Genomic DNA, 24,070 nt, shown 5'->3' on the forward strand with positions numbered 1-24,070 from the left:
GTGCTAAGGCCTGTTACGCCATGATGTGCGCGCCGCCGTCGATATACACGGTGTTGCCGCTCATGCGGCGGGCGTAGCGCGTGGCGAGATACGCGGTCGCGTAGCCCACGTCCATGATGTCGACGAGTTCGCCGAGCGGCGCGCGCTCCACGGCCTCGGCGAGCATGCGGTCGAAGTCGGGCAGCCCCGAGGCCGCGCGCGTCTTGAGCGGCCCAGGCGAGATCGCGTGCACGCGGATGCCGATCGGCCCGAGTTCGTACGCAAGATAGCGGCATGACGCTTCGAGCGCCGCTTTCACCGGGCCCATCAGGTTGTAGCTGGGCACGACGCGGTTCGCGCCGTCGTAGCTCATCGCGAAGAGCGTGCCGCCGTGCGGCATGAGCGGGACGGCGCGCTTCGCCATGCGGATGAACGAGTGGCACGACACGTCCATCGCATACGCGAAACCTTGCGCCGACGAGTCGAGCAGGCCGCCCTGCAGATCCTCTTTCGGCGCATAGGCGATGGAGTGCAGCACGATGTCGAGCGCGCCCCACGTTTCGCGCACGGCGTCGAATACAGCGTCGAGCTGGCCGTCTTCCTCGACGTTCAATGGCAGCAGCAATTGCGCGCCCAGTTCGTTGGCGAGCGGCTCGACGTAGGGCTTGGCCTTGTCGTTGAGATAGGTGATGGCGAGTTGCGCACCGAGATCGGCGAACGCACGGGCGCAGCCGTAGGCGATCGAATCGGCGTTCGCCACGCCGGTGACGAGCGCGCGCATGCCGGCAAGCGGCCGTTCGGGAGGAGTATGCACGGCTGACCTCGCAGTGGAAAACGGCCAGTGATGGCCGCGGATGCAGTTGCCGATCTGGCTGCCGATGTATCGACCTCAAAACGACGCGCCGCATCGGCGGGGATGCGGCGCGTCCGGGGTGCCACGGGATTGGGCTTCGTTACTCGCTCGCGCTGCGCGTCGCGCGGCGGCGCGTGGCCGTCGTGCCCGCGGCCCGCGTGGCGGTGGGCGTCGATGCCGCGCGCGAGCGGCGCGCCGCCGTCTTGGCGGCAGCGGGCGCCTTCTTCGCTTCGGCCGGTTCCGCGGTCTTCACCTTCACGCCGGCGCGCGCCGCGCGCATGGGTTTCGCGGACGCGGCGTGTTCGCCCGCAGCGGCAGCCTTCGCGCGGGAGGACTTCGCGGGAGCCGCCGGGGCTTCAGCTTCAGGTTCCGCAGCTTGCGCCGCGGAGGATGCCTTGACGCCCTGTTCCGCGCTGCCGTCGCCAGCCGTACCGCCGCCGGCGCCCGAAACACCGCCGCCCTCCGACGACGACCCGCCGCCGTCGAGCGGCGGCAGTCCCGTCTTCTCGCTGCCCGGCTCGACGCCCAGCGCGCGCTGCACGTGGCGATAGCGCTCGCGCCGCTCGCCTTCGAGCGGCCCGGACACGGTCGCGATGCGGTACACGGCCGCGAGCAGCGCGCGGCGCAACTTCATGTCGGGCACGATCTCGGGCAACGCGTCGATCGCGGCCTGCGGATCGAGCTGCACGATCGCGCCCTGGCGGCGCGCCGCTTCCTTGAGTTCGGCGATGCTCGGCTGGCGATCGCCGAGATACTCGCGCGCGAGTTCGCGCATGCGCTGGAACGGGCGGTACTGCACGGTATGCATTTCGTCGACGATGTACGCGGCGATGCGCATGAACGCGTCGACGAGCGTGCCTTTCGTGAGATGCGCGCGCGCCGCGCGCAGGCGGTACTGCGCGAGCTCCTTGCGCAGCGCCATGAGCGGCGGCGCGATGGGCTCGAGCGGCTCGTTCGGCGTCACGCCCACCCAGGCCTGCACCCACGGCGCGGTGTAGACGTTGTAGAACGTGCTCTCGATCCAGGCATCGCGCGCGTCGCGGTACGCGTCCCACGAAGCCTCGATGGTCGCCGAAGTCTGCTTCTCGAGCAGCGTGAACGGATTGTCGGACGCGGTCGGCTTGCGGTTGCCGCGCACCGCTTCGGCCATGGCGGGCAGCACGCCGAGCGCCGGGTTCGCGTCGCTCATCACGCTGCGCTCCACGCGCGACGGATGCGACTCGCGCAGCGCGTGCGCACTGAACGCATTGGTCGACGCGCGCACAAACGGCGAAACGAACAGGTCGTAGAGACGCTGGTTGTTCTCCGCGAAGCGGCGCACCACTTCGAAGGGCTGCTCGTCGTCGCGGCCGTCGTCGAGCGCGAGAATGTCTTCGATGGTGCGGCGCTCGAAGCGGATCTCGTAGCGGCCTTCGAGCGCTTCGAGGCGCCCGGCTTCCGGCGTCGAGTCGGTAATCTTCGCTTCGTAGAGGCCCGGCGGCAGCACGTCGATCAGGTCGAGCGCCGAGAATAGTTCGGTGTGTTCCTTATTGGCCACGCTCGCCGAAACGAAGATGCCCAGGTGCCCCACCTTGTCGTGCAGGCAGTACACGATCACCTGCTCGTTGGCGACGATCTCGTCGACGCTCGCATACAGGTCGGGAATCCAGTTGAGCGCCTGCTGCGGCGGCGTGATGTTGTCGCCCCACGAGGCGAGCACGATGATCGGCGTGCGGATGTTGCGCAGGTCCACTGGCGAGCGCGCGTTCTTCGCGAACACCTCGTTGCGCGTGAGGTGGTTGCCCACGAACAGGTTTTGCACGATCCAGTCGATCTCGGCGCGGTTCAGCTGGAAATGGCCGCCCCACCAGCGCTCGAATTCGAGGAAGCGCTCACGCTCGGAGTCGACCCTCGAGTAGAGGTTGTAGAGCTTGCCCCAGTATGTGTTGGCCGGGTTGAGGTACTCGAAGTTCTGCACGAGATACGCGCCGTCGAAGCGGCCGTCGCCCAGGTCCGCGGCGAGCGAGGACATCCACGAGCCGCCCAGCATGCCGCCCGAATAGCGCATGGGATTCTTGCCGCGCACGCCGGCCCAGTACGACAGCGGCGAGCCCGCGAGCATGAGCGGCCCGACCAGCGCGGGCGCGGAAGCCGCGAGCAGCGCCGCGGCCCAGCCGCCCTGGCAGTTGCCGATGATGAACGGCAGGCCGTCCGCGTCCGGATGCAGCTCGCGCACGCGTTGCACGAACACACCTTCGGCCTGCGCGACCGACTGGATCGTCTGCGTTTCGCAGGGCACCGGGAAGAAGGTCACGAAATAGCACGGGTGGCCCTTGCGCAACGCGATGCCGACTTCGCTGTCCATCTTGAACCCGGCAATGCCGGGGCCGTGGCCCGCACGCGGATCGATCACGACGAAGGGGCGCATGCGCGGGTCGGTCGCCACGCCCTCTTCGGGCTTGATGCGCAGGAGCGCGTAATTGCATGGATCGTCGAGTTCGCGGCCGTCGACGATCACTTCGTAGTCGAATGCGAGCACCGGCGGCATGCCGGCCTGCTCGTGCATGTAAGTCTGATTGCCGCGCTCGCGCAGCACGTCGAGGAACAGCACGCTGCGTTGCCAGGCGTCGTAGAGGTACTCGTAGAGCGGCTGCGCGGCCGTCGGCGCGGCCTGCGCCGATTCGATTGCCTGGTTCACTGCCGAAGACACAGCCGAAGCCGCCTCGATCAGCGGCGTCTGGGGCGATGACTCCTCGTCGGATGCGCCCGCGAGGGGCCAGAAAGGCGCAAAGGGCCAGAAAGACGTGCCCGATGCGAGCGTGGGCAGAAACGAAAACGGCGACGAAACGAGCGGCGAGGAGGTGGGAACTGCCACGAGACGAATCTCCTTTAAGGGAGCACCCGCCCGCCTCGCGGCAAGCAGGCGCCAGGCCGGCGCGGGCCGTGGACGCGCGCCTTCATGACGAACGGCGCGCGGGGCCTGGCCGCTGCCCCTCTGCTGCCGCCCTCACAGCGGCGGCATTGCGGGCAACGGGGCCGGCAAAAGATATTCGCGGCCGCATGCGCGCTTCGTGCGCCTCGCGACCGCGACGTGAAAAGAGCCAGATCATGTTGCACTGCGGCATCTAAAAACTTAGGCGTCAGCCTTGCGAAAGTCAAGGTTCGCGCCGGCCCTCGGGGCCTACCCGATGATCGCAACGCCCTGTGAACGAAGCATGACAGCCGCGACTGCCGGGCCTGGGCGCGACGCGTCACGATGCCGCGCCGGCCTGGCGTGCATCCAGCCGACTGGCTCATTCGCGCTGGTCTACACTGTTACGGCTTTGCGCGCCGCAGCATGGTCCAGATGGACGCCCTAGTGGAGACCGCCATGACTTCATCGCCCGACAAGTATTCGGTTCTGCTCGCCCGTTGCGGCGGCCTCGCGCCCGTGCCCACCGCCGTGGCGCATCCCTGTGACGTGTCCTCGCTCACCGGGGCGCTCGACGCCGCGAACCTCGGCTTGATCGTGCCGATCCTCGTCGGCCCCGAGGCGAAGATCCGCGCGGTGGCCGAGGAAGCCGACCTGCGCCTCGATGGCATCACTCTCATCGACGCGCCGCACAGCCACGCCGCCGCCGAACTCGCGGTGCGCGCCGTGCGCGAGGGCGAGGCCGAACTGCTCATGAAGGGCAGCCTGCACAGCGACGAACTGCTCCACGAAGTCGCGCTCGGCGCCAATGGCCTGCGCACCGAGCGGCGCCTCTCGCACGTGTTCGCGATGGACGTGCCCTCGTACCACAAGCCGCTTTTCATCACCGATGCGGCCGTCAACATCTTCCCCAAGCTCGCCGACAAGGCCGACATCGTGCGCAACGCGATCGACCTCGTGCAGTCGCTGGGCGTAGGCACGCCCAAGGTCGCCATTCTCGGCGCCGTGGAAACCGTGTCCGAAAAGATGCCCTCCACCATCGACGCCGCCGCGCTCTGCAAGATGGCCGACCGCGGCCAGATCACGGGCGGCCTGCTCGATGGGCCGCTCGCCTTCGACAACGCGATCAGCGCCGAAGCCGCGCGCATCAAGGGCATCCACTCGCCTGTTGCAGGCGACCCCGACATCCTGCTGGTGCCCGACCTCGAAGCGGGCAACATGCTCGCCAAGCAGCTCACCTTCCTCGCCGGCGCGGAAGCGGCCGGCATCGTCCTCGGCGCGCGCGTGCCGATCATCCTCACGAGCCGCGCCGACAGCGTGCGCTCGCGCATCGGCAGTTGCGCAATCGCCGTACTGCTCGCGCATGCGCGGCGCGCGCGCAAAGCCACGGAGATCCTGTGAGCAGCGTCCAAGCCCAGCCGGCCGTGGAAGGCCATGTCGTGCTCGTCGTGAACGCGGGTTCGTCTAGCATCAAGTGTTCGGTGTTTCGCGTGATCGAAGACGACCACGTGGAGGGCGGCGCGCGCGCGCTGCATGGCGCGGGCGGCCAGATCGAGGGCATCGGCGTCGCACCGCGCGTGGTCGCGCATATGGCCGACGGGCGCCTGATCGTCGACGAGAAGTTTCCGGTCGCCCAGGTCGCCGATCACGACGCCGCGTTTCGGCTCCTGCGCCTCGTGCTCGCCGTGGGCCTGCGCGACACGCCGCCCGCCGCGATCGGTCACCGCGTGGTGCACGGCGGCGCGCGCTACGCCGACGCGGTGCTCATCGACGACGAAGTGATCCAGGAGCTCGACTCGCTCACGCCGCTCGCGCCCCTGCATCAGCCGCACAATCTCGCCGCGATTCGCGCGGTGCGCCAGGCCGCGCCCGAGCTGCCGCAGGTGGCGTGCTTCGACACCGCGTTCCACGCGGGCAACGACATCATGGCGCAGCTCTTCGCGCTGCCGTACAGCTATTACGGCGAGGGCGTGCGGCGCTATGGCTTTCACGGTCTCTCGTACGAGTACATCGCCAGGCACCTGCATCAGGTCGCGCCCGACATTGCGCGCGGGCGCGTGGTCGTCGCGCACCTGGGCAACGGCGCGAGCCTGTGCGCGATGAAGGACGGCAAGAGCGTCGAGACGACCATGGGCCTCACCGCGCTCGACGGCCTGCCCATGGGCACCCGCTGCGGCGCGCTCGACGCAGGCGCCGTGCTCTGGATGATGGCGAAGGGCATGGACTACCACGCCATCGAGAAGGTGCTGTATCAGGAGTCGGGCCTGAAGGGCCTGTCGGGCCTGAGCAGCGACATGCGCGAACTGCTCGCGAGCGGCAGCGACCGGGCGAGGCTCGCGATCGACTTCTATACGTATCGCATCGCGCAGGACGTGGGCAAGCTCGCCGTGGTGCTGGGCGGGCTCGACGCGCTCGTGTTCACGGCGGGCATCGGCGAGCACGCCGCGCCCGTTCGCGCACAGGTGTGCGAGCGGCTCGCGCCGGTTTTCGGCACCTTGCTCGACGCGCAAGTCAACGAGGTGGGCAGCAGTAACGGCAACGAGCGCGTGAGCGCACGCGAAAGCCGCGTTCCCGTTTTCGCGATCCGCACCGACGAAGAAGGGATGATCGCGCTCCATACGGCACGGTTGCTGCGGGCGGCGCTCAGGCACTGAGCGGGCCTACGCTGCGGTTCGCTGCGCCTCACCTCAGGCGTACGCCGGACCGCCCTGGTCGAATGCCGCGTCGCGCAACCGCCCCGGCGCTGCGCCATGGACGAGCGTATCGACGAAATACTTCGCGCGCGGCCACGGCCCGAAGCCGGCCGCCGTGTTGATGTGCCCTGCATCGCCGAGATTCACGAACGTGCTGCCCAGTTGCTGCGAGAGCGCGCGGGCGCCTTCGAGCGGCATCCACGGATCGGTTTCGCTGCCGATGAGGATGGACGGCACGGGCAGCTGCCGCGCCTCGAACGCGCCGGCAAAGCGGAATTTCTCGGGACTCGCGGGCGCGACGAACAGCACGCCGGCAATGTCGGCGCCGCTCTCCCCCAGCACGCCCGTGTGCAGCGCATGCGCCGCCACGAGGCAGCCGAAGCTGTGCGCGGCCAGCAGGAACGGCCCGCGCTCGCCCGCTAGCCGCCGCGCGAGCCCCGCGCCCCAGACCGCGAGATCGGGGGCGTCCCAGTCGTCCTGCTCCGCGCGCAGCGAGCGCGCGAACTGGCGTTCGAGCCAGCTCTGCCAGTGAGCGCCGTCGCTGCCGTGCAGGCCCGGCACGGTGACGAGGCGGGGCGGCCAACGCATTTGCGCGCACGAAAGCATGATTTTTTCCTTGCTGGAACACGGCGTGAATCGATTGTGGCCTGCGAGCCACGCGCGCCGAACCAATTTTTTTTGCTTAGCTTTTCGGCGGCCCCGGCATGATCCGGTGCGAGACACGCGGCGGGCGGGCGCGCCGCGATTTGCCCGGCGGTCGCGGGCCTGAAAAAGTAGAATGGTGCCGGTGCAGGCGGCTCTCACGGCTCTAGCGGGCCGCACGCAACGCAACAGCGCGCGTATCTTCGAGCCGCACCGCCGTTACCAGGGACAGGTTCACCCATCATGAAAATCATTTTCTGGTTCCCGCAGACCGACGCCTCCACGTGGCTCCACGGCCTCGCGCGCGCTCTGCCCGATGCCGAGTTAAGCGAATGGCAACCCGGCGACACCGACCCCGCCGACTACGCGGTCGTCTGGCACCCGCCGCGCGAACTCTTCGGCGTGCCGGGGCTTCGAGCCATCTTCAATCTGGGCGCGGGCGTCGACGCGATCCTCGCCCACGAACGCGAGCGGCCGGGCACGCTGCCCGGCACCGCGATGCTCGTGCGGCTGGAAGACTCGGGCATGGGCCGGCAGATGAGCGAGTACGTGCAGCATGCCGTGCTGCGCTACCTGCGCCGCTTCGACGAATACGCGCTCGCGCAGGCGCGCCGTGAATGGCACGTGCTCGCACCGCATCCGCACGAGACCTTCACGGTGGGCGTGCTCGGCCTGGGCGTACTCGGCGCGCAGGTCGCGCACGCGGTTGCCTCGCTCGGCGTGCCGGTGCGCGGCTTTTCGCGCAGCATGAAGACGATCGAGGGCATCGAAACGTATTCGGGCGAGTTGCACGGCGAGCAGTTCGACGCCTTCCTCGACGGCGTGAAGCTGCTCGTGAACCTGCTGCCCGCCACGCCCGACACCGAAAGCGTGCTCAATGCGCGCACCTTCGGCAAGCTCTCGCGCGGCGCGTATCTCGTGAACGTGGCGCGCGGCACGCATCTGGACGAGCAGGACCTGCTCGACGCGCTGGCCAACGGCACGCTCGCGGCGGCGACACTCGACGTGTTCCGCGAAGAGCCGTTGCCGCCCGATCACCTGTTCTGGCGCGAGCCGCGCATCACGATCACGCCGCACAGTTCGGCGCTCACGTTGCGCGACGAAGCGATCTCGCAGGTCGCCGACAAGATCGGCGCTCTGGCTCGCGGCGAGACCGTGAGCGGCGTGGTGCATGTCGGGCGCGGTTACTGAACATCGGCAAATCGCATCGGAACATCGCGAAGCATTTCAAATATTCGTTGGAGACACGGCAATGGCATTACCCACCGCAGTCAAGATCGTCGAAGTCGGCCCGCGCGACGGCCTGCAGAACGAGAAGGAATTCGTTCCCACCGCAACCAAAATCGAACTGATCAACCGGCTCTCGTCCGCGGGCTTTCCGAACATCGAGGCCGCCTCGTTCGTCTCGCCCAAATGGGTTCCGCAGATGGCCGACGGCGCCGAAGTCATGGCCGGTATCGAGCGCCGCAGCGACGCGATCTACTCGGTCCTCACGCCGAATCTGCGCGGCTTCGAAGGCGCGCTCGCCGCGCGCGCGGACGAGATCGTGATCTTCGGCGCGGCGAGCGAGGCGTTCTCGCAGAAGAACATCAACTGCTCGATCGCGGAAAGCATCGAGCGCTTCGCGCCCGTGGCGCAAGCCGCGAAGGAGCACGGCGTGCGCATTCGCGGCAGCGTGTCGTGCGCGCTCGGTTGCCCGTATCAGGGCGAAGTGCAGGTCGCTTCGGTCGTCGATGTCGTGGAGCGCTTCGCCGCGCTCGGCTGCGACGAGATCGACATTGCCGACACCATCGGCGTGGGCACGGCGAGGCGCGTGCACGAAGTGTTCGAAGCGGTGACGAAGGTGTTCCCGCGTGAGCGCCTTTCGGGCCACTTCCACGACACCTACGGCCAGGCGCTCGCCAACATCTATGCGGCGCTCGAAGAAGGCATCGCCATTTTCCACGCGTCGGTGGCGGGCCTGGGCGGCTGTCCGTATGCGAAGGGCGCCACGGGCAACGTCGCGACCGAAGACGTGCTGTACCTCATGAACGACCTGGGCATCCATACCGGCATCGACCTGAACCAGGTCGTCGCGGCGGGTGACTTCATTTCGACCGCCATCGGCCGGGCGAACGTCTCGCGCGCGGGCAAGGCCCTGCTTGCGAAAGCGCGCAGCGAAGCCGCCTGCGCTTGAACCGCGATCCATCGAATCGTAGTACGAAGGAAATCAACTCATGACGGAAACCCTCGACAACCTCGACGCCCTGCCCGACTCCGCGCGCCGCGTCGCCCTGATGCTGCGCGAGCGCGGCCACGCCAGGCCGGTCGTGATGCTGCCCGAGACCGGCAAGACTTCCGCCGAAGCCGCCGCGGGTCTTGGCTGCGAAGTCGCGCAGATCGCCAAGTCGATCCTGTTCCGCCGCCGCGAAGACGACGCGCCCGTGCTCGTGATCGCGAGCGGCGCAAACCGCGTGGACGAAAAGAAAGTGGCCGCGCACGTGGGCGAGATCGGCCGCGCCGACGCGAAGTTCGTGCGCGAGAAAACCGGCTACGCCATTGGCGGCGTGTGCCCCATCGGCCACGCCACGACGCCCGTCACGCTGATCGACGCCGATCTGTTCGAGCTCGAAAGCCTGTGGGCCGCGGCCGGCCATCCGCATGCGGTGTTCAACCTCTCGCCACAGGAACTGGAAGCGCTGACCGGCGCGCCCGTGGTGGACGTCGCGCTGCGCGACGCGTGAGCATGAGCGCGACTCACGACACCGTCACGCCGCCGCCCTCGCCTTGCATCAACATCTGCCGCATGGATGAGCGCAGCGGCTTGTGCGAGGGCTGCCTGCGCACCATCGACGAAATTGCCGGCTGGTCCACGCTCGACGACGACGCAAAGCGCGCCGTCTGGGACGCGATCGAGACGCGGCACGCCGAATGGGTCGCGCAGCGCTTCGAGTCGCCAGGAGAAAAACAATGAACGCGCCCGCCCGCGTCGTATCGATCGGCGAGACGTTCCGCTCGACGCTCCTGCTCACGCCCGAATCGGTGAAATCGTTCGGATTGCTCGTGAACGATCTGAACCCGCTGCATCACGACGAAGCCTACGCGGCGCAAAGCCGCTTTGGCGGCCTGATCGCATCGGGCACGCAGCCCACCGCGCATTTCATGGCGCTGCTCGCCACGCACTACTCGCAGTACGCGCAACCGCTCGGACTCGAATTCGACATGAAGCTCAAGCGCGCCGCACACGCGAACGACACGATCACGTTCGAGTGGCGCGTGGAGCAAGCGTGGTGGAAGCCGAGCCTGAACGGCGATCTCGTGAAGCTCGCGGGCGAGGCCGTGAACCAGAACGGCGAAACGCTCGTGGCAGGGCGCGCGACGATCCTCGTCATGCCCAAGCCCGAGCACGCATCGGCACACGCACAGGCATGAGCGCCGCGCCCGCACTCCCCGAATCGATCCGCGTTTTCGAGCGCGGCTGGCTTTCGTCGAACAACGTGCTGCTCGTCGATGAGGCGCGCGCCGCACTCGTCGATACTGGCTACGCCACGCACGCCGAACAGACGCTCGCGCTCGTGCGTCACGCACTGGGCCCTCGAGCACTTGATCTCATCGTCAACACGCACCTGCACTCCGACCATTGCGGCGGCAACGCACGGCTGCAGGCGCACTGGCCCTGCGCGACGCTGATCCCCGCGGCGAGCGCGACGATCGTGCGCGAGTGGGACGAGGCGCGCCTGAGCTTTCTCGCCACCGGGCAGAGCTGCGACCGATTCGCGTTCACAGGCACGCTCGCGGCGGGCGAACGGCTCGCGCTAGGAGGCTTCGAATGGGAGGTGATCGGCGCGCCGGGGCACGACCCTGACTCCGTGATGCTCTACGCAGCCGGGCCGCGCCTGCTCATCAGCGCCGATGCGCTTTGGGAGAATGGCTTCGGCGTGATTTTTCCCGAGCTCGAAGGCGAAAGCGGGTTCGCCGAGCAGCACGCGGTGCTCGAAGCCATCGCGAAGCTCGACGTGCGCGTGGTGATTCCGGGCCACGGCAAGCCGTTCACGAACGTCGAGGCGGCGCTGGAACGCGCGTTCTCGCGCCTCGCCTGGCTGCGCGCCGACCCGGCCCGCAACGCGAAGAACGCGCTCAAGGTGCTGATCGTCTTCAAGCTGCTGGAAGTGCGCGCGATGACCTTCGACTCGTTATTGGCGATGCTGGAAAACGCCGCCTCCCTGCACGCCGCGGCGCAGCAACTCTCCTCGCGCAGCGAGTGGCCGGGGCTGCTGCGCGAACTGGCTGGGGAACTGGCGAAGAGCGGCGCGCTGGTCGTGAACGGCGAACGCCTCGAAGCCCCGGCGGCTGCCGTCTAGCCAGGCTGCATAAAAGAAGCTGGAAAAGCGCAAAAAAAAACGCTCGTCCGTTTCCGGACGAGCGTTGGAATTAGCTCTGACGTGATCAAACTGTCGAAGGCATGATACTCGCGCCAGAATTCCCGAAGCATCGGTGATTTCCCTACAGATGACCTACGGGCACAGGCATGGCGCATCGTCGCACGAGTCATTGATCTGGAATCCGAATCAATCTCACTGCCCGAGCTTGAGCCGCACAAGCTCGAACAGATGCGAACACAAGTAGAGTCCGAGCCCGATCGCGCCGCCGATCACCGTGCCGTTCACGCGAATTTTCTGCAGATCCTTGCCGATTTTCAACTCGATGAGCCGCGCGGTTTCGCGCGTATCCCAGTTTTTCACGGTGTCGCGAATGTGATGCGTGAGGAAACGCGCAAAGTCGGGCGCCATGGCGCGCGCGGCGTCTTCGAGATGGCCGTTGAGCGAAGCGCGCAGTTCGGCGTCCGCGGCGAGCGTCTCGCCTAGCCAGCGGCCCGTTGCGGCGACCTTCGCGTGCAGCGCCGAGTCTTCGCGCTCCAGATCGTCGCGCAGCCACGCGCGCAGGCTGTCCCACAGCGCGCGCGTGTAGTCGTTGAGCGCGCTGCCCTCGCGCAGGCTCGCCTTCAGCTCCTCGCCCTTGCGCAGGAACGCCGGATCGCTCTTCAGCTTCACGATCAGCTTCTCCACGACCTCATCGAACTTCTGGCGCAGATGATGTTCGCGATCCTCGCTCACCTGCAGCAGCAGCCGGTTCACGGCGCTTTCCACCACGCGCGCGCCGCTCTCGCCGATCCACTCACTCGGCAAAAACTTCTCGGTCGTCGGATAGTCGCTCTTGAGCCAGTCGACGATGGCCGATGCGACGAACGCGCGCGTGCCCTCGTCACGCAGCAGGATGGCGAGCTGCTCGAGCATCTGGTCGAGCAGCTCCTGGTGGCGGCCGTCCCGGGTGAGCGTGTCGAGAATCGCGCCCGCAGACTTCGAGAAGTCGACGCGCGCGAGCGCCGCGTGCAGGCTGTCGCGGATGAAGCTCTGGATGCGCGCGTCATCGGTGAGGCCGAGCACGCCCGACATCATGCGCACCGCGTAGTCGCCGAGGCGCTGCGCATTCTGCGGCGCGGTGAGCCAGCTGGAAAGCCGCGCCACCGGATCGTGGCGCCGGATCAGCCCGACGAGCGAACCCACGTCGAGAAACTTGTCGCGCACAAAGGCGGCGAGTTCGTCGGCGATGCGGTCCCTGTTGCGCGGAATGACGCCCGTGTGCGCCGAAACGAACGGAATCGGGACGCGCCGGAACAGCGCGACAACCGCGAACCAGTCGGCGAGGCCGCCGACCATCGCCGCTTCGCTCACGGACTTGACGCCGTCCGTCACGACGCCTGGCGGGAAAAAAAGCGCCGTGCCGGCGAAGACGAGCGCCGCAACCAGCAGAAACGCCAGCGCCTGGCGCTTGGCGCGCGTGAGTTCGGCTTCGTCCCGTGGGGCGTTCGAAGGCGTCATGAGGAGCAGAGAGTCGCGAGGTTCGAATCGCGACATTATGCTGCCCGCGCGCCAACCGCCGCATGCCGAAGCGCCGCGCCAGCGCGGCGCGCTCGCGACGCCTCAGGCCGAACGCGTGTCCCGCCGCTGCGGCACGATCCGCCAGCCGAGGTTCACGCCCGCCGCCGCGACCAGGATGAGCGCGGCGCCCACCACCTGGATCCACGCGAGCCGCTGGCCGAACGCGAACCAGTCCACGAGGATCGCGACCACGGGATAAATGAACGAGAGCGCGCCCGTCATCGCCGTGGGCAGCTTCTGGATCGCGCCGTAGAGCAGCACGTACATGATGCCCGTGTGCACGATGCCGAGCGTGACGAGCTGCGCCCAGTGCAGCGGCGTGGCCGGCAGCGTGCCGTAGTGGATGAACGGCGCGAGCGCGAGCGCGCCGAACGCGAGCTGGACGAGCGCGATGAGGTGTGGCGGCGTGCCCTTGAGATGGCGCGTGATGATCGACGAGATCGCGTAGAGAAACGCCGCGCCCGCCGCATAGGCCACGCCCTGCAGGTACTCGCCGGGCACGGCGAGCACGGCGGGCTGCACCTCGACCACGCATACGAGGCCGAGGAAGGCCACCGCCAGCCACGCAACCGTCGAAGCGCTCACGCGCTCGCGCAAAATGACCACGCCGAGACCGACCAGCATGAACGGCTGCGTGTTGTAGACGGCCGTGGCCATGGAGATCGACGCACGCGAATAGGCGGCGAACAGCAGCACCCAGTTCGCGACGATGGCCGCGCCCCCCAGCACGGCGAGCGCGAGCGTGCGCGGCGGCAGGTGCTTGCGGCGCAGCAGGCCGAGCGCGGCGCACACGAGCGTGAGCGTCGCGCCGCCCAGCACGCAGCGCAAAAAGGCGATGTTGATCGGGGCCTGCCGCGAGGCGACCACGAGCCAGCCGATGGTGCCGGACATCAGCATCGCGACGATCATCTCGGCGGCGCCGCGGCGAATTTCAGGAGTGGTGGAAGACATGAGCTTGCATCCTCGTTGTAGCGCACGAAGGGCGCGCAGCCCTTCGTATCTGCAAGCCAGTTTATCGGCTGCAAGGCGAGGAATACATGGCTAAACTTAGGCGAGAGGCAAGACTTGCCTTCGATTGAAAGGCCAACCTAGCGGAGCACCCGCGCAATCATGAACCGACGTCCGAACCCAACGCCCGCCGCGGCCCCGCTCGACGACATCGACCGCATGCTGCTCGCGGCCCTCGCCGAGGACGCCCGCGCAAGCGTCGCCGAACTGGCCAAGCACGTGGGGCTGTCGGCGCCGAGCACGTCCGAGCGGCTGCGCCGGCTCGAAGCGCAAGGCGTGATTGGCGGCTATGCGGTGCAGATCGATCCGCGCGCGCTCGGCTACACCTTGCAGGCCATCGTGCGCGTGAAGCCGCTGCCCGGACAATTGCATCTGGTGGAAGAGGTGCTGCGGCGCATTCCCGAGTTCGTCGAGTGCGACAAGGTCACGGGCGACGACTGCTTCATCGCCCGGCTTTATCTGCATTCGATCGATCAGCTCGACGAGATTCTCGCGAAAGTCACCGAGCGCGCCGAAACCAGCACGGCCATCGTCAAGTCCACGCCGGTGCCGCGCCGCCTGCCGCCGCTACGCTGAAGCCCGGGTGCTGAAACCCGGGCGCGGCAGCCCGTCAGCGCTCCGTGGTCTCGAAGAACGCCAGCATCTCCTCGACCAGCGCCTCGCTCGCCTCTTCGGGAATGTAATGGCCGCACGGCAACGCACGCCCGCTCACGTCGCGCGCCACCTTGCGCCATTCGGCGAGCGGGTCGAAGCAGCGCTCGATCACGCCTTCCTCGCCCCACAGCACGCGCAGCGGGCACGCCACCTTGTTGCCGCGCTCGAGATCGGCGCGGTCGTGCTCGAGGTCGATGGTGGCCGATGCGCGATAGTCCTCGCACATCGCATGCACGGCGCCCGGCTGGCGCAGCGCCGCGCGGTAGGCGCCCAGCGCCTTCGGCGCGAAGGGTGCGAGACCCGCGTGACGGCTGCCCATGACGCGCTCGATATAGACGTCGGGGTTCGCTTCGATCAGCGTTTCCGGCAGCGGCTCGGGCTGGATCAGGAAGAACCAGTGGAAGTAGAGCGTGGCGAACTCGCGGTCGGTCTGCTCGTACATGGCGAGCGTGGGCGCGATGTCGAGCAGCATGAGCCGCTCGACGGCGTCGGCGTGATCGAGCGCCATGCGGTGCGCAACGCGCGCGCCACGGTCGTGCGCGCACACGAGAAAACGCTCGTAGCCGAAGTGACGCATGACTTCGACCTGATCGGCCGCCATCGCGCGTTTCGAATAGGCGGCGTGCGTGTCGTCGCTGGCCGGTTTCGAGGAGGCGCCGTAGCCGCGCAGATCCGTCGCGATGACGGTGAAGTGCTGCACGAGCGAGGAAGCGCACCGGTGCCAGATCATATGCGTCTGCGGATGGCCGTGCAGCAGCAACAGCGGCGGTCCGTCGCCGCCCTTCACGCCGCAGATGTCTACGCCGCCCGCTGTGCGAACGGTGAAAGGCTGGAATCCGTCGAAGAGCATGGGATTAGTCTCTTGTGTTTGTTGGTCTGCGGTCATTGTATGAGGCGAGCACGGCTCGAAAATGTGCTTTTGGGTCCGCAGCGGTAGAAACCGAACACTCCCTCGAAAACCGCACGAGGGATCCGCACGCGCGGTGCCCGATCGACCTCACGCCTATAATCGAACGGCCGTTTTCGCGCCCCCGCCGTCTATCGAAGCGCCGCAAGGAGACCTCCCCATGGCACTGCCCGCCGTCCTGCAAAACCTCTCGCTGCCCGTCGTGGGCTCGCCGATGTTCATCGTCAGCTACCCGGAGCTGGTGCTCGCGCAGTGCAAGGCGGGCATCGTCGGTTCGTTTCCGGCGCTCAACGCGCGCCCCGCCGAGGAACTGGGCGTCTGGCTCACGCAGATCCGGGAGGAACTCACCGCGCACAAGCGCGCGAACCCCGAGGCCGTCATCGGGCCGGTCGCCGTCAACCAGATCGTGCATCAGTCGAATGCGCGGCTCGAGCACGACGTGCGCGTGTGCGTCGAGCACCATGTGCCGATCTTCATCACGAGCCTGCGCGCGCCGCCGCGCGAGCTGCTCGACGCGGTGCACAGCTACGGCGGCATCGTGCTGCACGACGTCATCAACCTGCGCCACGCCGCCAAGGCGCTCGAAGCGGGCGTGGACGGCCTGATCCTCGTGGCCGCGGGCGCGGGCGGCCATGCGGGTACGACCTCGCCGTTCGCGCTGGTAGGCGAAGTGCGGCGCATCTTCGACGGCCCGATCGTGCTGTCGGGCGCGATCGCCAACGGCGGCTCGATCCTCGCCGCCCAGGCCATGGGCGCGGACCTCGCCTACATGGGCACACGCTTCATCGCGACGAAAGAGGCGCACGCCGTGGACGACTACAAGCACGCCATTCTCGAAGCGAAAGCCGCGGACATCGTCTACACGAACCTCTTCACGGGCGTGCACGGCAACTACATCCGCGAGAGCATCGTGAACGTCGGGCTCGATCCCGATGCGCTGCCCGAGTCGGACAAGTCGAAGATGGACTTCGGCGCGGGCACCTCGAAGGCGAAGGCCTGGAAAGACGTGTGGGGTGCAGGCCAGGCCGTCGGCCTGATGGACGACGTGCCCTCCGTGGCGGATCTCGTGGCGCGCCTGAAGCACGAGTACGAGGCGACGAAGGCGCGGCTGGGCGTGGGCCGCTGAGCGCAGGCGGGCCCGGTTTCAGCCGCGGGCGGACGCAATACGGGCGGCGTCGGCATTGACCGCCGCCGCGCGTATCGCTTCGACGCCCGGCCAGAGTTCGCGCTCCGAAAAGCGCGCGGCAAGGAAATCGACGAACGAGCGCACCTTCGCCGAGAGATGGCGGCGGCTCGCGTACACAGCGTAGATCGGCAGTTCGCGCGGCGGCAGCGCGTCGACGAGCAGCGGCACGAGGCGACCTTCGGCGATATCGTCGCCCACCACTTCGGTGCCGAGCATCGACAGCCCGCCGCCTTGCAGCACCACCACGCGCAGCGCTTCCAGGTGATTGACGATGAGATTGCCGCCCGGCTTCGGCTTCATGCCGCCCGCGCCCTCCGCGAACGGCGCGAGTTCCTGGGCCGAAGCCCCCGCGTACTGAACGAAGTTGTGCCGCGCGAGATCGGCCACGGTTTTCGGCGCGCCGTGGCGGCGCAGGTACTCGGGCGAGGCGCACAGCACGATGTGCGCGGTGGCGAGCGGCCGCGCGATCAGCGAAGACGACTTGAGCCCCGAAGGCGCGGCGCGGATCGCCACGTCGAAGCCCTCGTCGATCAGCTCGACCACGCGGTCGGACAGCGTGATGTCGACGGTCACCTGCGGATAGCCGGCGGCGTAGTCGGCGACCGCGCCCATCACATGACGCAGCCCGAACGCCGTGAGCGAAGACACGCGCAGGCGCCCCTGCGGCACCACGCTCGCCGCGCCCACCGCCTGGCCGGCCTCGTCGAGTTCGGTGAGCGCCTGGGCCACGCGCTCGTAATACTCGCGCCCCGCCTCGGTGGGCGCGACGCGGCGCGTGGTGCGGTTCAACAGGCGCGCGCCGAGCTGCTGCTCCAGATGCATTACATGCTTGCTCGCCATCGCGGCGGACATGTTCATGCGCTCGGCCGCCGCGACGAAGCTGCCCGCCTCCACCACCTGGCGGAACACTTTCATGCTGACGAGGGTATCCATTGCGCGGCCTTCAATTCGAATATCAAAGAATGAGAATCAATCGGCGATATTTTCCTCGTTTTATCAAATGCGGGTGTTGAAACGCGCAGGCGCGTTTTGCCGCGCCTTAAATCGGGCGGCCCAGAAAGCAAAAACCCCGCGCTGCACATAGCGCGGGGTTTTTGCGTCGAACGGCGACGTTACAGGCTGCGCCGTTTAGAACTTCGCGCGCAGGCCCACACCGTAGGTCTGGCCGCTCGACATGTTGTCGAAGTGGTCGTACATGTACGCGGCGTAGACGTCGGTGCGCTTGGAGAGCGCGTAGTCGTAGCCGATAGCCGCCGTCTGGCGCGTCTGGTTCAGGCCGCCGCCGTCGCGCGAGTACGCATACGACGCCATGACCGTGCCCGGGCCGGCCGGGACCGTCACGCCGCCCTGGGCGGTGTTGACGTGCCAGCTGCCCACCTGCTGCCAGTTCGCCGTGTACATGTACTGGCCGAAGAACTTCACGTACTTGAGGTCGTACGAGAGGCCGACCTGCGCCACGCCCTGGCTCTTCAGGCCGATGATGGTCGTGTCGCCGCTCACGATGCTGCCGATGTCGCCCGGCGTGTTGTTGAAGTTCACGTACTGGTAGACCGCCGTGGCCGCAAACGGGCCATGGAAATACAGGCCCTGCACGCTCCACTTCTTCGAGCCGTTCTGGCCGGCCTGGTTGCCGAACGCATACATGGCCGAACCCGAGAGGCCGTTGAAGTTAGGCGTCGAGTACTGCACGGCGTTGTTCCAGCCCGAGTCGCCCACCACGCCCTGGTCGGTCGTGTAGGTCGGGAACGTCGAGAGGCCGAGGTACACGTGGTACACCATCGGCGAGAAGGTGTACGAATCGATGAACGGGTTGAAGAGAATCGTCGAGACGAACAGTTGTGTCGTCAGGCGCCCCGCCGTGACCGTGCCGTACGGCGATTCGATGCCGACGTACGCATTGCGCGCGAAGAACGTGTCGCCCGCGAAGCGGCCGTACTGGCCGTTTTGCGCGCGGAAGAAGCTTTCCAGGGTGAAGATCGCCTTGTAGCCGCCGCCCAGATCTTCAGATCCCTTCATGCCCCAGTACGACGTGGACATGCCCCCGCCGCTCACGTTCCAGGCAGTCTGGCCGCCCGGAAATTTCGTCGCCCCGACCCATTCGTCGACCTGGCCGTAGAGCTGGACGCTCGACTGCGCAAACGCCGACGACGACGCGGCGGCAATAACAGCGGCGAGCGCGCTCGCCTTCAGGGTGGTGCTCAGCGCACGGCTGACCGTTGTATTCATGGGTTCTCCAGTCTTTGTCAAAAAAGGGTGTCGGGCGGCTGAGGCGCTCACGCGAGCTCTGTTTTTTCGTCGTTCGCAGGCGTGGCCGTTCTGGGCGGATCCATCTTTGCGGACCATTTTTATGATCAAAAATAAACGGTGTTATTGCCGGTATATGGGGCGGATTAGATTGCCGTCGATAGAACCTTGTTTGCCGCTGTCGACGCCGCTTTCCGCTGCGCTGCGTCACAGCGAATCGCAGCCTGCCGGGCCGCGCCCAGCGGGGCGCTCCCGCACGCGTGGGGCTGCGAATGACGTGCCGCCGAAACGAAAGCGAGATTTGAGACGCACGGGTTGTGTATGACGAGAGATTTCCAAAAAAGTGTGGTATCCACGCGTCAGTTTTCGCGGCGTGGACGAACGCACCTTGTTTTGGACGTGTTTCGGCGTCGCTAGCAGGTCAATGCCTGAAGCGAATCCTGAGGAGAATCAAATGAAGAAAGCGGGAGAAAGCGTGCGGGGGAAGAAAACAAAAGCGGGCCGTGAGGCAGCGCTCAATTGCGGTAAGGCGAAGGCATGGGCGGACGCGGGACCTCGCCGCCGTTGCGCGGGAATGGCCGGTAGGTACCGCCGCGCTCCTCGTTGTAGCGGGCGACGTCTTCGCGGATCGAGCCCGCGCGCACCGGCGAGTCGGCCGGCGGATGCGGCACCGGACGCGTTTCCGCGCTCACGGGCGTGATGGGATTGCCGCGATAGCCGCCGCCGTAGCCGCCGAACGGCGTGCCATACCTGTAGTCGCGATGGGGAGCCTGCTGCTGGACCTGACCTTGCCACTGGTTCGGCGCACGATTGCCGCCGCGCTCATAGCGGCCGCCCTGGTCGGCCACGCGCATGGGCGAAGCGGCACCGGCGTAAGCGGCCGGGCCGCGGCCGCGCTCAGGGGCGCCGCGGTAGCCGCCGCCCAACGACATGCCACCGCGCGGCGCGGGCATCGAGTGCATGGTGGGCATCGCGGGCATGGAAGGCGCGCGCGCGAAGCCGCCGCCCCCGCCGTGCCCTGGAAAACCGGGCTGAGCATGGGCGAGCGCAACGAAGGCCGCTAATCCGGCCCCCAAGACCCACTGTCCCAGTTTTGACAACCCTGCGTGCATTGTGACGTTTCACCTGCCCGACGTTCGCGCTTTGGCAACCCGCCACTCGGGCCATGGCAGGCCAGTCCCGGGACGCTCGCCGCGCGAGCGCGTAACGATTGCCGCCACAACGGTCCGGGCGTCCTTGACGGTAATTTATGGGCGTGCTGTATGGGTGTCGAGCCAAAAGATGTTATGCCGCCCGAAGGGTTGTAACACCATGTTACTGCTGGGTTTTCTCGCTTCGGATGCGCCCTCGGAAGGCCGCCTGGCAAGGCTCTCCGAACAGGTGTGAGCGCTGTTCGTTTTATGTTTGAGCAAGCCTGAACATCTGAAGAATGCGCGGACTCCTGACGACTTTTGCGGCTCGGGAATACCCTCGCCCGTCGATGAGGAATCCGGCATAAAGGGGACATCGACGCCGGCGATACATGCGTATCCATCATGAATCGATGCTTCAAATGAATTTGCTTTTTCAATCGGCTTGCGCCGACAATAGACATCCCGATTCACCCGTTGCACGCACATCGATCTGCGCGCAGCCAGGCGCCCAGGCGCGCATTTGAGATTGTCCGATGGCACGTCCGAAATTCCTGCCCGATAACTTCACCCTTTGCCTCGTCGGCACGGTGATTCTTGCGAGCCTGTTCCCGGTGCACGGCCAGGCCGCCACCGGTTTCAACTGGCTGACCAATGTGGCCGTCGGCCTGCTGTTCTTCCTGCACGGCGCCAAGCTCTCGCGCGAGGCGATCGTCGCCGGTGCGACGCACTGGCGGCTGCACATCGTCGTCCTGCTCAGCACCTTCGTGCTCTTTCCGGCGCTGGGCCTCGCGCTCAAGCCCGTGCTTTCGCCGCTCGTCACCCCGGCGCTCTACGCGGGCGTGTTGTTCCTCTGCACGCTGCCCTCCACGGTGCAGTCGTCCATTGCGTTCACCTCGATTGCGCGCGGCAACGTGCCCGCCGCCGTTTGCAGCGCTTCGGCGTCGAGCCTGATCGGCATCTTCGTCACGCCCGCACTCGTGAGCCTGATCGTCACGAACCAGAGCGCGAGCGGCGGCTCGGCCTGGCACACCGTGTGGAACATCGTGCTGCAACTGCTTGTGCCGTTCGTGGCGGGCCAGCTGCTGCGCCCGGTGATCGGCCGCTGGATCGAGCGCAACAAGGGCGTGCTCAAGTTCGTCGATCAGGGGTCGATCCTGCTGGTGGTGTTCGGCGCGTTTTCCGAGGCCGTGAACGAAGGGCTCTGGCATCACATTCCGCTCACCGCACTCGGCGGCCTGCTCGTGGTGAACGCGGTGCTGCTCGCGCTCGCGCTCGGCATCACGATGTTCACGAGCAAGAAGCTCGGCTTCTCGCGCGCCGACCAGATCACCATCATTTTCTGTGGCTCGAAGAAAAGCCTCGCGGCCGGCGTGCCGATGGCGAAGGTCATCTTCGCCTCCAACGCCGTGGGCGCGGTCGTGCTGCCGCTCATGCTGTTCCACCAGATCCAGTTGATGGTGTGCGCGGCGCTCGCCCAGCGCTGGGGTGCCCGCGACATGAGCGCCGAGCGCGCCGCCAGCGCGGGCGACGAATCGCGCGCCGGCGCGAGCGAACGCACCGCCACCGCCGCGCGCCGCTAAGCGGCGTTCAGTACGTCACTCGGGGCGGCGAGAAACCGCCGCCCTGCTGCAGCAAACGCCGCGGCTTGCTCCCGGCGTCTCAACCTCCTCCGCCAGCCCCTCCCCGCGTCACGCACGCATCCGCCGCACGCCCAAAGATTGGACATCGCGGCACTGTCACCAAAATTTCATTTAATTCATCCGATCATATGCCGTTAAGTTCATCGTCTTCGCCCGTTCCGGCCTGTCCATGTCTGCTCCCGCGCCACTCCTGCACGCGGCGCCCGGCGTCGGGGCGCTGATCGCCCAGCGCCAGCTGCGCGCAGTCTTCCAGCCCATCGTCGATTTCGAGGGTGGCGCGATCCTCGGCTACGAAGGCCTCATTCGCGGGCCGGCCGGCTCGCCGCTCGAAACGCCCGCCGCCCTCTTCGCGCGCGCCGGCGACGAACAATGCACCGCCGCGCTCGAACGCGCGGCCGCCCGCACCTGCATCGAAACGTTCGCGAGACTCGACTGCCCCGGCAAGCTGTTCCTCAATTTCAGCGCCGACGCGCTGCGCCAGCTCACCGCCGACGGCGACGCCGCGCTCGCCCTCTTCGACGGCCCGATCGACCCCACGCGCGTCGTGATCGAGCTCACCGAGCAAAGCGCCATCCACGACTTGCGCAATTTTTCGCCCGTCGTCGACACGCTGCGCGCGGCCGGCGCCCAGTTCGCGCTCGACGACTACGGCACGGCCAACGCGAGCCTCAACCTCTGGGTGCAGTTGCAGCCCGATGTCGTGAAGATCGACCGCTTCTTCATCCACGACATCGCCAACGACGCGCTCAAGTTCGAAGCCGTGCGCGCCGTGCAGCATTTCGCGCAGGCGAGCGGCACACGGCTCGTGGCGGAGGGCATCGAGAACGCTGCCGACCTGATCGTGCTGCGCGACATGGGCATCGACTGCGGCCAGGGCTTTTTCTTCGGCCGCCCCAACGTGGAGCCGCTGCGCGTGCTGGCCCGCGAAGCGCGCGAGGCGATTCGCGCGGACCATATCGCCGTGTTCCCCGAGGCCACGCGCAGCGCCGCCACGCAGCCCGCGGGCGGCGGCGCGCCGGCCAGCAAGATGCTCGTGCGCGCGCCCGCGCTGCCGCGCCAGGCGACCAACAACGACGTGCTCGAACTGTTCAACGGTCAACCCGAGCTGCACGCGGTGGCCGTGGTGGAAGACGAAGCCCCCGTCGCGCTCATCAACCGGCGCGCGTTCATGGACCGCTATGCGCTGCCGTATCACCGCGAGCTGTTCGGCAAGAAGGCCTGCCTGCAATTCGCCAACGCGCAGCCGGTGCTGATCGAGCAGTCGATGACGGTCGAGCAGATGGCGACGCTCCTCGTAAGCGACGACCAGCGCTATCTCGCCGATGGCTTCGTCATCACCGATAACGGCCGCTACGCCGGGCTCGGCACTGGCGAGAGCCTCGTGCGCGCCGTGACGGAGGTGCGCATCCAGGCGGCGCGCTACGCCAATCCGCTCACCTTCCTGCCGGGCAATATCCCCATCAGCTCGCATATCGAGCGTCTGCTGTCGCACGACGCGGGCTTTCACGCGTGCTACGTCGACCTGAACCAGTTCAAGCCCTTCAACGATCAGTACGGCTATTGGCAAGGCGACGAGGTGCTGAAGTTCGCGGCGACGGTGCTCGCCGACGCCTGCGACCCCACGCGCGACTTCCTCGGCCACGTGGGCGGCGACGACTTCCTGATCCTGTTCCAGAGCGAGACGTGGCGCGAGCGCGCGCGCCAGGCGATCGGAACGTTCAACGAAGGCGCGCAGCGCTTCTATGCACCGGGCGACCGCCTCGCGGGCGGCATTCACGGCGAGGATCGCCACGGCAACGCCACCTTCTTCACCTTCGTGACGATGGCGATCGGCTGCGTGTACATCGCCCCGGGCGAGGGTGCGCAGCACAGCAGCGACGCCATCGCCTCGCTCGCGGCCCTCGCCAAGCGCCGCGCGAAGCAGGAAGCGAGCGGGCTCGTCGTGATCGACGGCAGCGCGAGCGCCAACCTCGTGCCCACGCTCAGTTCGACACCAGGCGAAGCCGGTTGGTCATAGCGGCCTGAACCTCCCCTGCGGCAGCCCAGAACATGAACGGGCCGGCCGCGCGGCGGGTGCCGCGCGCCGGCCCGTTTTGCTTGCGTTGCTTGACTGCTGCGCCGTCGCTAGATCGTCCCCATCAAGACCAGCACGACGACCACGACGACGATGATGCCGAGCGTGCCCGAAGGCGCGTAGCCCCATGAACGGCTATGCGGCCACGCTGGGAACGCGCCAATGAGCAGCAGGATCAGAATGACCAGAAGCAGGGTGCCGAGCATGACGCCTCCGTAAGTCGAATGTTGGTGTCCGGCTTTCCGCAAC

General features: G+C 67.3%; 22 protein-coding genes. 12 read left to right on the top strand and 10 right to left on the bottom strand.

Annotated features, from left to right (window positions below):
* Nucleotides 1-13 precede the first annotated feature (13 nt).
* Together fabI and M3I56_RS03755 are read right to left on the bottom strand one after the other, a co-directional pair.
* Nucleotides 14-793: an enoyl-ACP reductase FabI gene (fabI, locus tag M3I56_RS03750; protein WP_266230391.1), complete on the bottom strand. Its 780-nt coding sequence runs from the start codon at nucleotides 791-793 to the stop codon at nucleotides 14-16.
* Between the two features lie 139 nt (nucleotides 794-932).
* Nucleotides 933-3,686, bottom strand: coding sequence for a DUF3141 domain-containing protein (locus tag M3I56_RS03755; RefSeq protein ID WP_309249123.1), 2,754 nt, complete (start codon nucleotides 3,684-3,686; stop codon nucleotides 933-935).
* A gap of 495 nt (nucleotides 3,687-4,181) precedes the next feature.
* Between M3I56_RS03755 and M3I56_RS03760 the strand changes: the two genes are divergently transcribed.
* Nucleotides 4,182-5,123 carry a bifunctional enoyl-CoA hydratase/phosphate acetyltransferase gene (locus M3I56_RS03760; RefSeq protein ID WP_254352602.1) on the top strand — a complete coding sequence of 314 codons (942 nt, stop codon included), beginning with the start codon at nucleotides 4,182-4,184 and terminating at the stop codon, nucleotides 5,121-5,123.
* On the top strand, nucleotides 5,120-6,376 hold the full coding sequence (locus tag M3I56_RS03765) for an acetate/propionate family kinase (protein WP_254352603.1): 1,257 nt from the start codon (nucleotides 5,120-5,122) through the stop codon (nucleotides 6,374-6,376). The genes M3I56_RS03760 and M3I56_RS03765 overlap by 4 nt, the downstream gene beginning before the upstream one ends.
* 33 nt (nucleotides 6,377-6,409) lie before the next feature.
* Here M3I56_RS03765 and M3I56_RS03770 read toward each other — a convergent pair whose 3' ends face one another.
* Nucleotides 6,410-7,021, bottom strand: a complete 612-nt coding sequence (locus M3I56_RS03770) for an alpha/beta hydrolase (protein ID WP_254352604.1) — start codon at nucleotides 7,019-7,021, stop codon at nucleotides 6,410-6,412.
* A 279-nt stretch (nucleotides 7,022-7,300) separates the two neighbouring features.
* Between M3I56_RS03770 and M3I56_RS03775 the strand changes: the two genes are divergently transcribed.
* The 6 genes from M3I56_RS03775 to M3I56_RS03800 all read left to right on the top strand — a co-directional run bounded on the left by M3I56_RS03775 (nucleotide 7,301) and on the right by M3I56_RS03800 (nucleotide 11,397).
* Nucleotides 7,301-8,248 (top strand): glyoxylate/hydroxypyruvate reductase A, encoded by a 948-nt coding sequence (locus M3I56_RS03775; RefSeq protein ID WP_254352605.1) that lies wholly within the window; start codon nucleotides 7,301-7,303, stop codon nucleotides 8,246-8,248.
* Between the two features lie 61 nt (nucleotides 8,249-8,309).
* Nucleotides 8,310-9,233 carry a hydroxymethylglutaryl-CoA lyase gene (locus M3I56_RS03780; protein ID WP_254352606.1) on the top strand — a complete coding sequence of 308 codons (924 nt, stop codon included), beginning with the start codon at nucleotides 8,310-8,312 and terminating at the stop codon, nucleotides 9,231-9,233.
* A gap of 40 nt (nucleotides 9,234-9,273) precedes the next feature.
* Nucleotides 9,274-9,780 (top strand): YbaK/EbsC family protein, encoded by a 507-nt coding sequence (locus M3I56_RS03785; protein WP_028201753.1) that lies wholly within the window; start codon nucleotides 9,274-9,276, stop codon nucleotides 9,778-9,780.
* Between the two features lie 2 nt (nucleotides 9,781-9,782).
* Complete coding sequence (locus tag M3I56_RS03790; protein WP_254352607.1) at nucleotides 9,783-10,010, top strand: DUF1289 domain-containing protein; 228 nt, start codon at nucleotides 9,783-9,785, stop codon at nucleotides 10,008-10,010.
* A complete protein-coding gene (locus M3I56_RS03795; RefSeq protein WP_254352608.1) occupies nucleotides 10,007-10,468 on the top strand; it encodes a MaoC family dehydratase in 462 nt (153 codons plus the stop codon). Before M3I56_RS03790 ends, M3I56_RS03795 begins: the two co-directional genes overlap by 4 nt.
* Complete coding sequence (locus tag M3I56_RS03800) at nucleotides 10,465-11,397, top strand: MBL fold metallo-hydrolase (RefSeq protein ID WP_254352609.1); 933 nt, start codon at nucleotides 10,465-10,467, stop codon at nucleotides 11,395-11,397. The genes M3I56_RS03795 and M3I56_RS03800 overlap by 4 nt, the downstream gene beginning before the upstream one ends.
* A 213-nt stretch (nucleotides 11,398-11,610) precedes the next feature.
* Here M3I56_RS03800 and M3I56_RS03805 read toward each other — a convergent pair whose 3' ends face one another.
* Nucleotides 11,611-12,915: a DUF445 domain-containing protein gene (locus M3I56_RS03805; protein ID WP_254352610.1), complete on the bottom strand. Its 1,305-nt coding sequence runs from the start codon at nucleotides 12,913-12,915 to the stop codon at nucleotides 11,611-11,613.
* A 102-nt stretch (nucleotides 12,916-13,017) separates the two neighbouring features.
* A complete protein-coding gene (locus tag M3I56_RS03810; RefSeq protein WP_254352611.1) occupies nucleotides 13,018-13,926 on the bottom strand; it encodes a DMT family transporter in 909 nt (302 codons plus the stop codon).
* A 159-nt stretch (nucleotides 13,927-14,085) separates the two neighbouring features.
* Between M3I56_RS03810 and M3I56_RS03815 the strand changes: the two genes are divergently transcribed.
* Nucleotides 14,086-14,559, top strand: coding sequence for an Lrp/AsnC family transcriptional regulator (locus M3I56_RS03815; protein ID WP_254352612.1), 474 nt, complete (start codon nucleotides 14,086-14,088; stop codon nucleotides 14,557-14,559).
* A 34-nt stretch (nucleotides 14,560-14,593) separates the two neighbouring features.
* Here the strand turns inward: M3I56_RS03815 and M3I56_RS03820 are convergent, their stop codons facing one another.
* Nucleotides 14,594-15,487: an alpha/beta fold hydrolase gene (locus M3I56_RS03820; RefSeq protein ID WP_254352613.1), complete on the bottom strand. Its 894-nt coding sequence runs from the start codon at nucleotides 15,485-15,487 to the stop codon at nucleotides 14,594-14,596.
* Between the two features lie 217 nt (nucleotides 15,488-15,704).
* On the opposite strand from M3I56_RS03820, the gene M3I56_RS03825 reads away from it, so the two are divergent.
* Nucleotides 15,705-16,670 carry a nitronate monooxygenase family protein gene (locus M3I56_RS03825; protein WP_254352614.1) on the top strand — a complete coding sequence of 322 codons (966 nt, stop codon included), beginning with the start codon at nucleotides 15,705-15,707 and terminating at the stop codon, nucleotides 16,668-16,670.
* A gap of 18 nt (nucleotides 16,671-16,688) precedes the next feature.
* Here the strand turns inward: M3I56_RS03825 and M3I56_RS03830 are convergent, their stop codons facing one another.
* The 3 genes from M3I56_RS03830 to M3I56_RS03840 form a co-directional block, all read right to left on the bottom strand.
* Nucleotides 16,689-17,663: a LysR family transcriptional regulator gene (locus M3I56_RS03830; protein ID WP_028201744.1), complete on the bottom strand. Its 975-nt coding sequence runs from the start codon at nucleotides 17,661-17,663 to the stop codon at nucleotides 16,689-16,691.
* A gap of 195 nt (nucleotides 17,664-17,858) precedes the next feature.
* Nucleotides 17,859-18,956, bottom strand: a complete 1,098-nt coding sequence (locus M3I56_RS03835) for a porin (RefSeq protein WP_254352615.1) — start codon at nucleotides 18,954-18,956, stop codon at nucleotides 17,859-17,861.
* A 533-nt stretch (nucleotides 18,957-19,489) separates the two neighbouring features.
* Nucleotides 19,490-20,050: a hypothetical protein gene (locus M3I56_RS03840; RefSeq protein ID WP_254352616.1), complete on the bottom strand. Its 561-nt coding sequence runs from the start codon at nucleotides 20,048-20,050 to the stop codon at nucleotides 19,490-19,492.
* A gap of 590 nt (nucleotides 20,051-20,640) precedes the next feature.
* On the opposite strand from M3I56_RS03840, the gene M3I56_RS03845 reads away from it, so the two are divergent.
* Nucleotides 20,641-21,687 carry a bile acid:sodium symporter family protein gene (locus M3I56_RS03845; RefSeq protein ID WP_133185413.1) on the top strand — a complete coding sequence of 349 codons (1,047 nt, stop codon included), beginning with the start codon at nucleotides 20,641-20,643 and terminating at the stop codon, nucleotides 21,685-21,687.
* 229 nt (nucleotides 21,688-21,916) lie between these two features.
* The gene (locus tag M3I56_RS03850) at nucleotides 21,917-23,764 is read left to right on the top strand and encodes a phosphodiesterase (RefSeq protein ID WP_254352617.1); all 1,848 of its coding nucleotides are present in this window, start codon (nucleotides 21,917-21,919) and stop codon (nucleotides 23,762-23,764) included.
* A gap of 107 nt (nucleotides 23,765-23,871) precedes the next feature.
* On the opposite strand, the gene M3I56_RS03855 is transcribed toward M3I56_RS03850, so the two are convergent.
* Nucleotides 23,872-24,027, bottom strand: a complete 156-nt coding sequence (locus M3I56_RS03855; RefSeq protein ID WP_035512102.1) for a DUF3309 family protein — start codon at nucleotides 24,025-24,027, stop codon at nucleotides 23,872-23,874.
* Nucleotides 24,028-24,070 lie beyond the last annotated feature (43 nt).

It is taken from the genome of Paraburkholderia sp. CNPSo 3281 (assembly GCF_024206515.1).
GTDB lineage: Bacteria > Pseudomonadota > Gammaproteobacteria > Burkholderiales > Burkholderiaceae > Paraburkholderia > Paraburkholderia nodosa.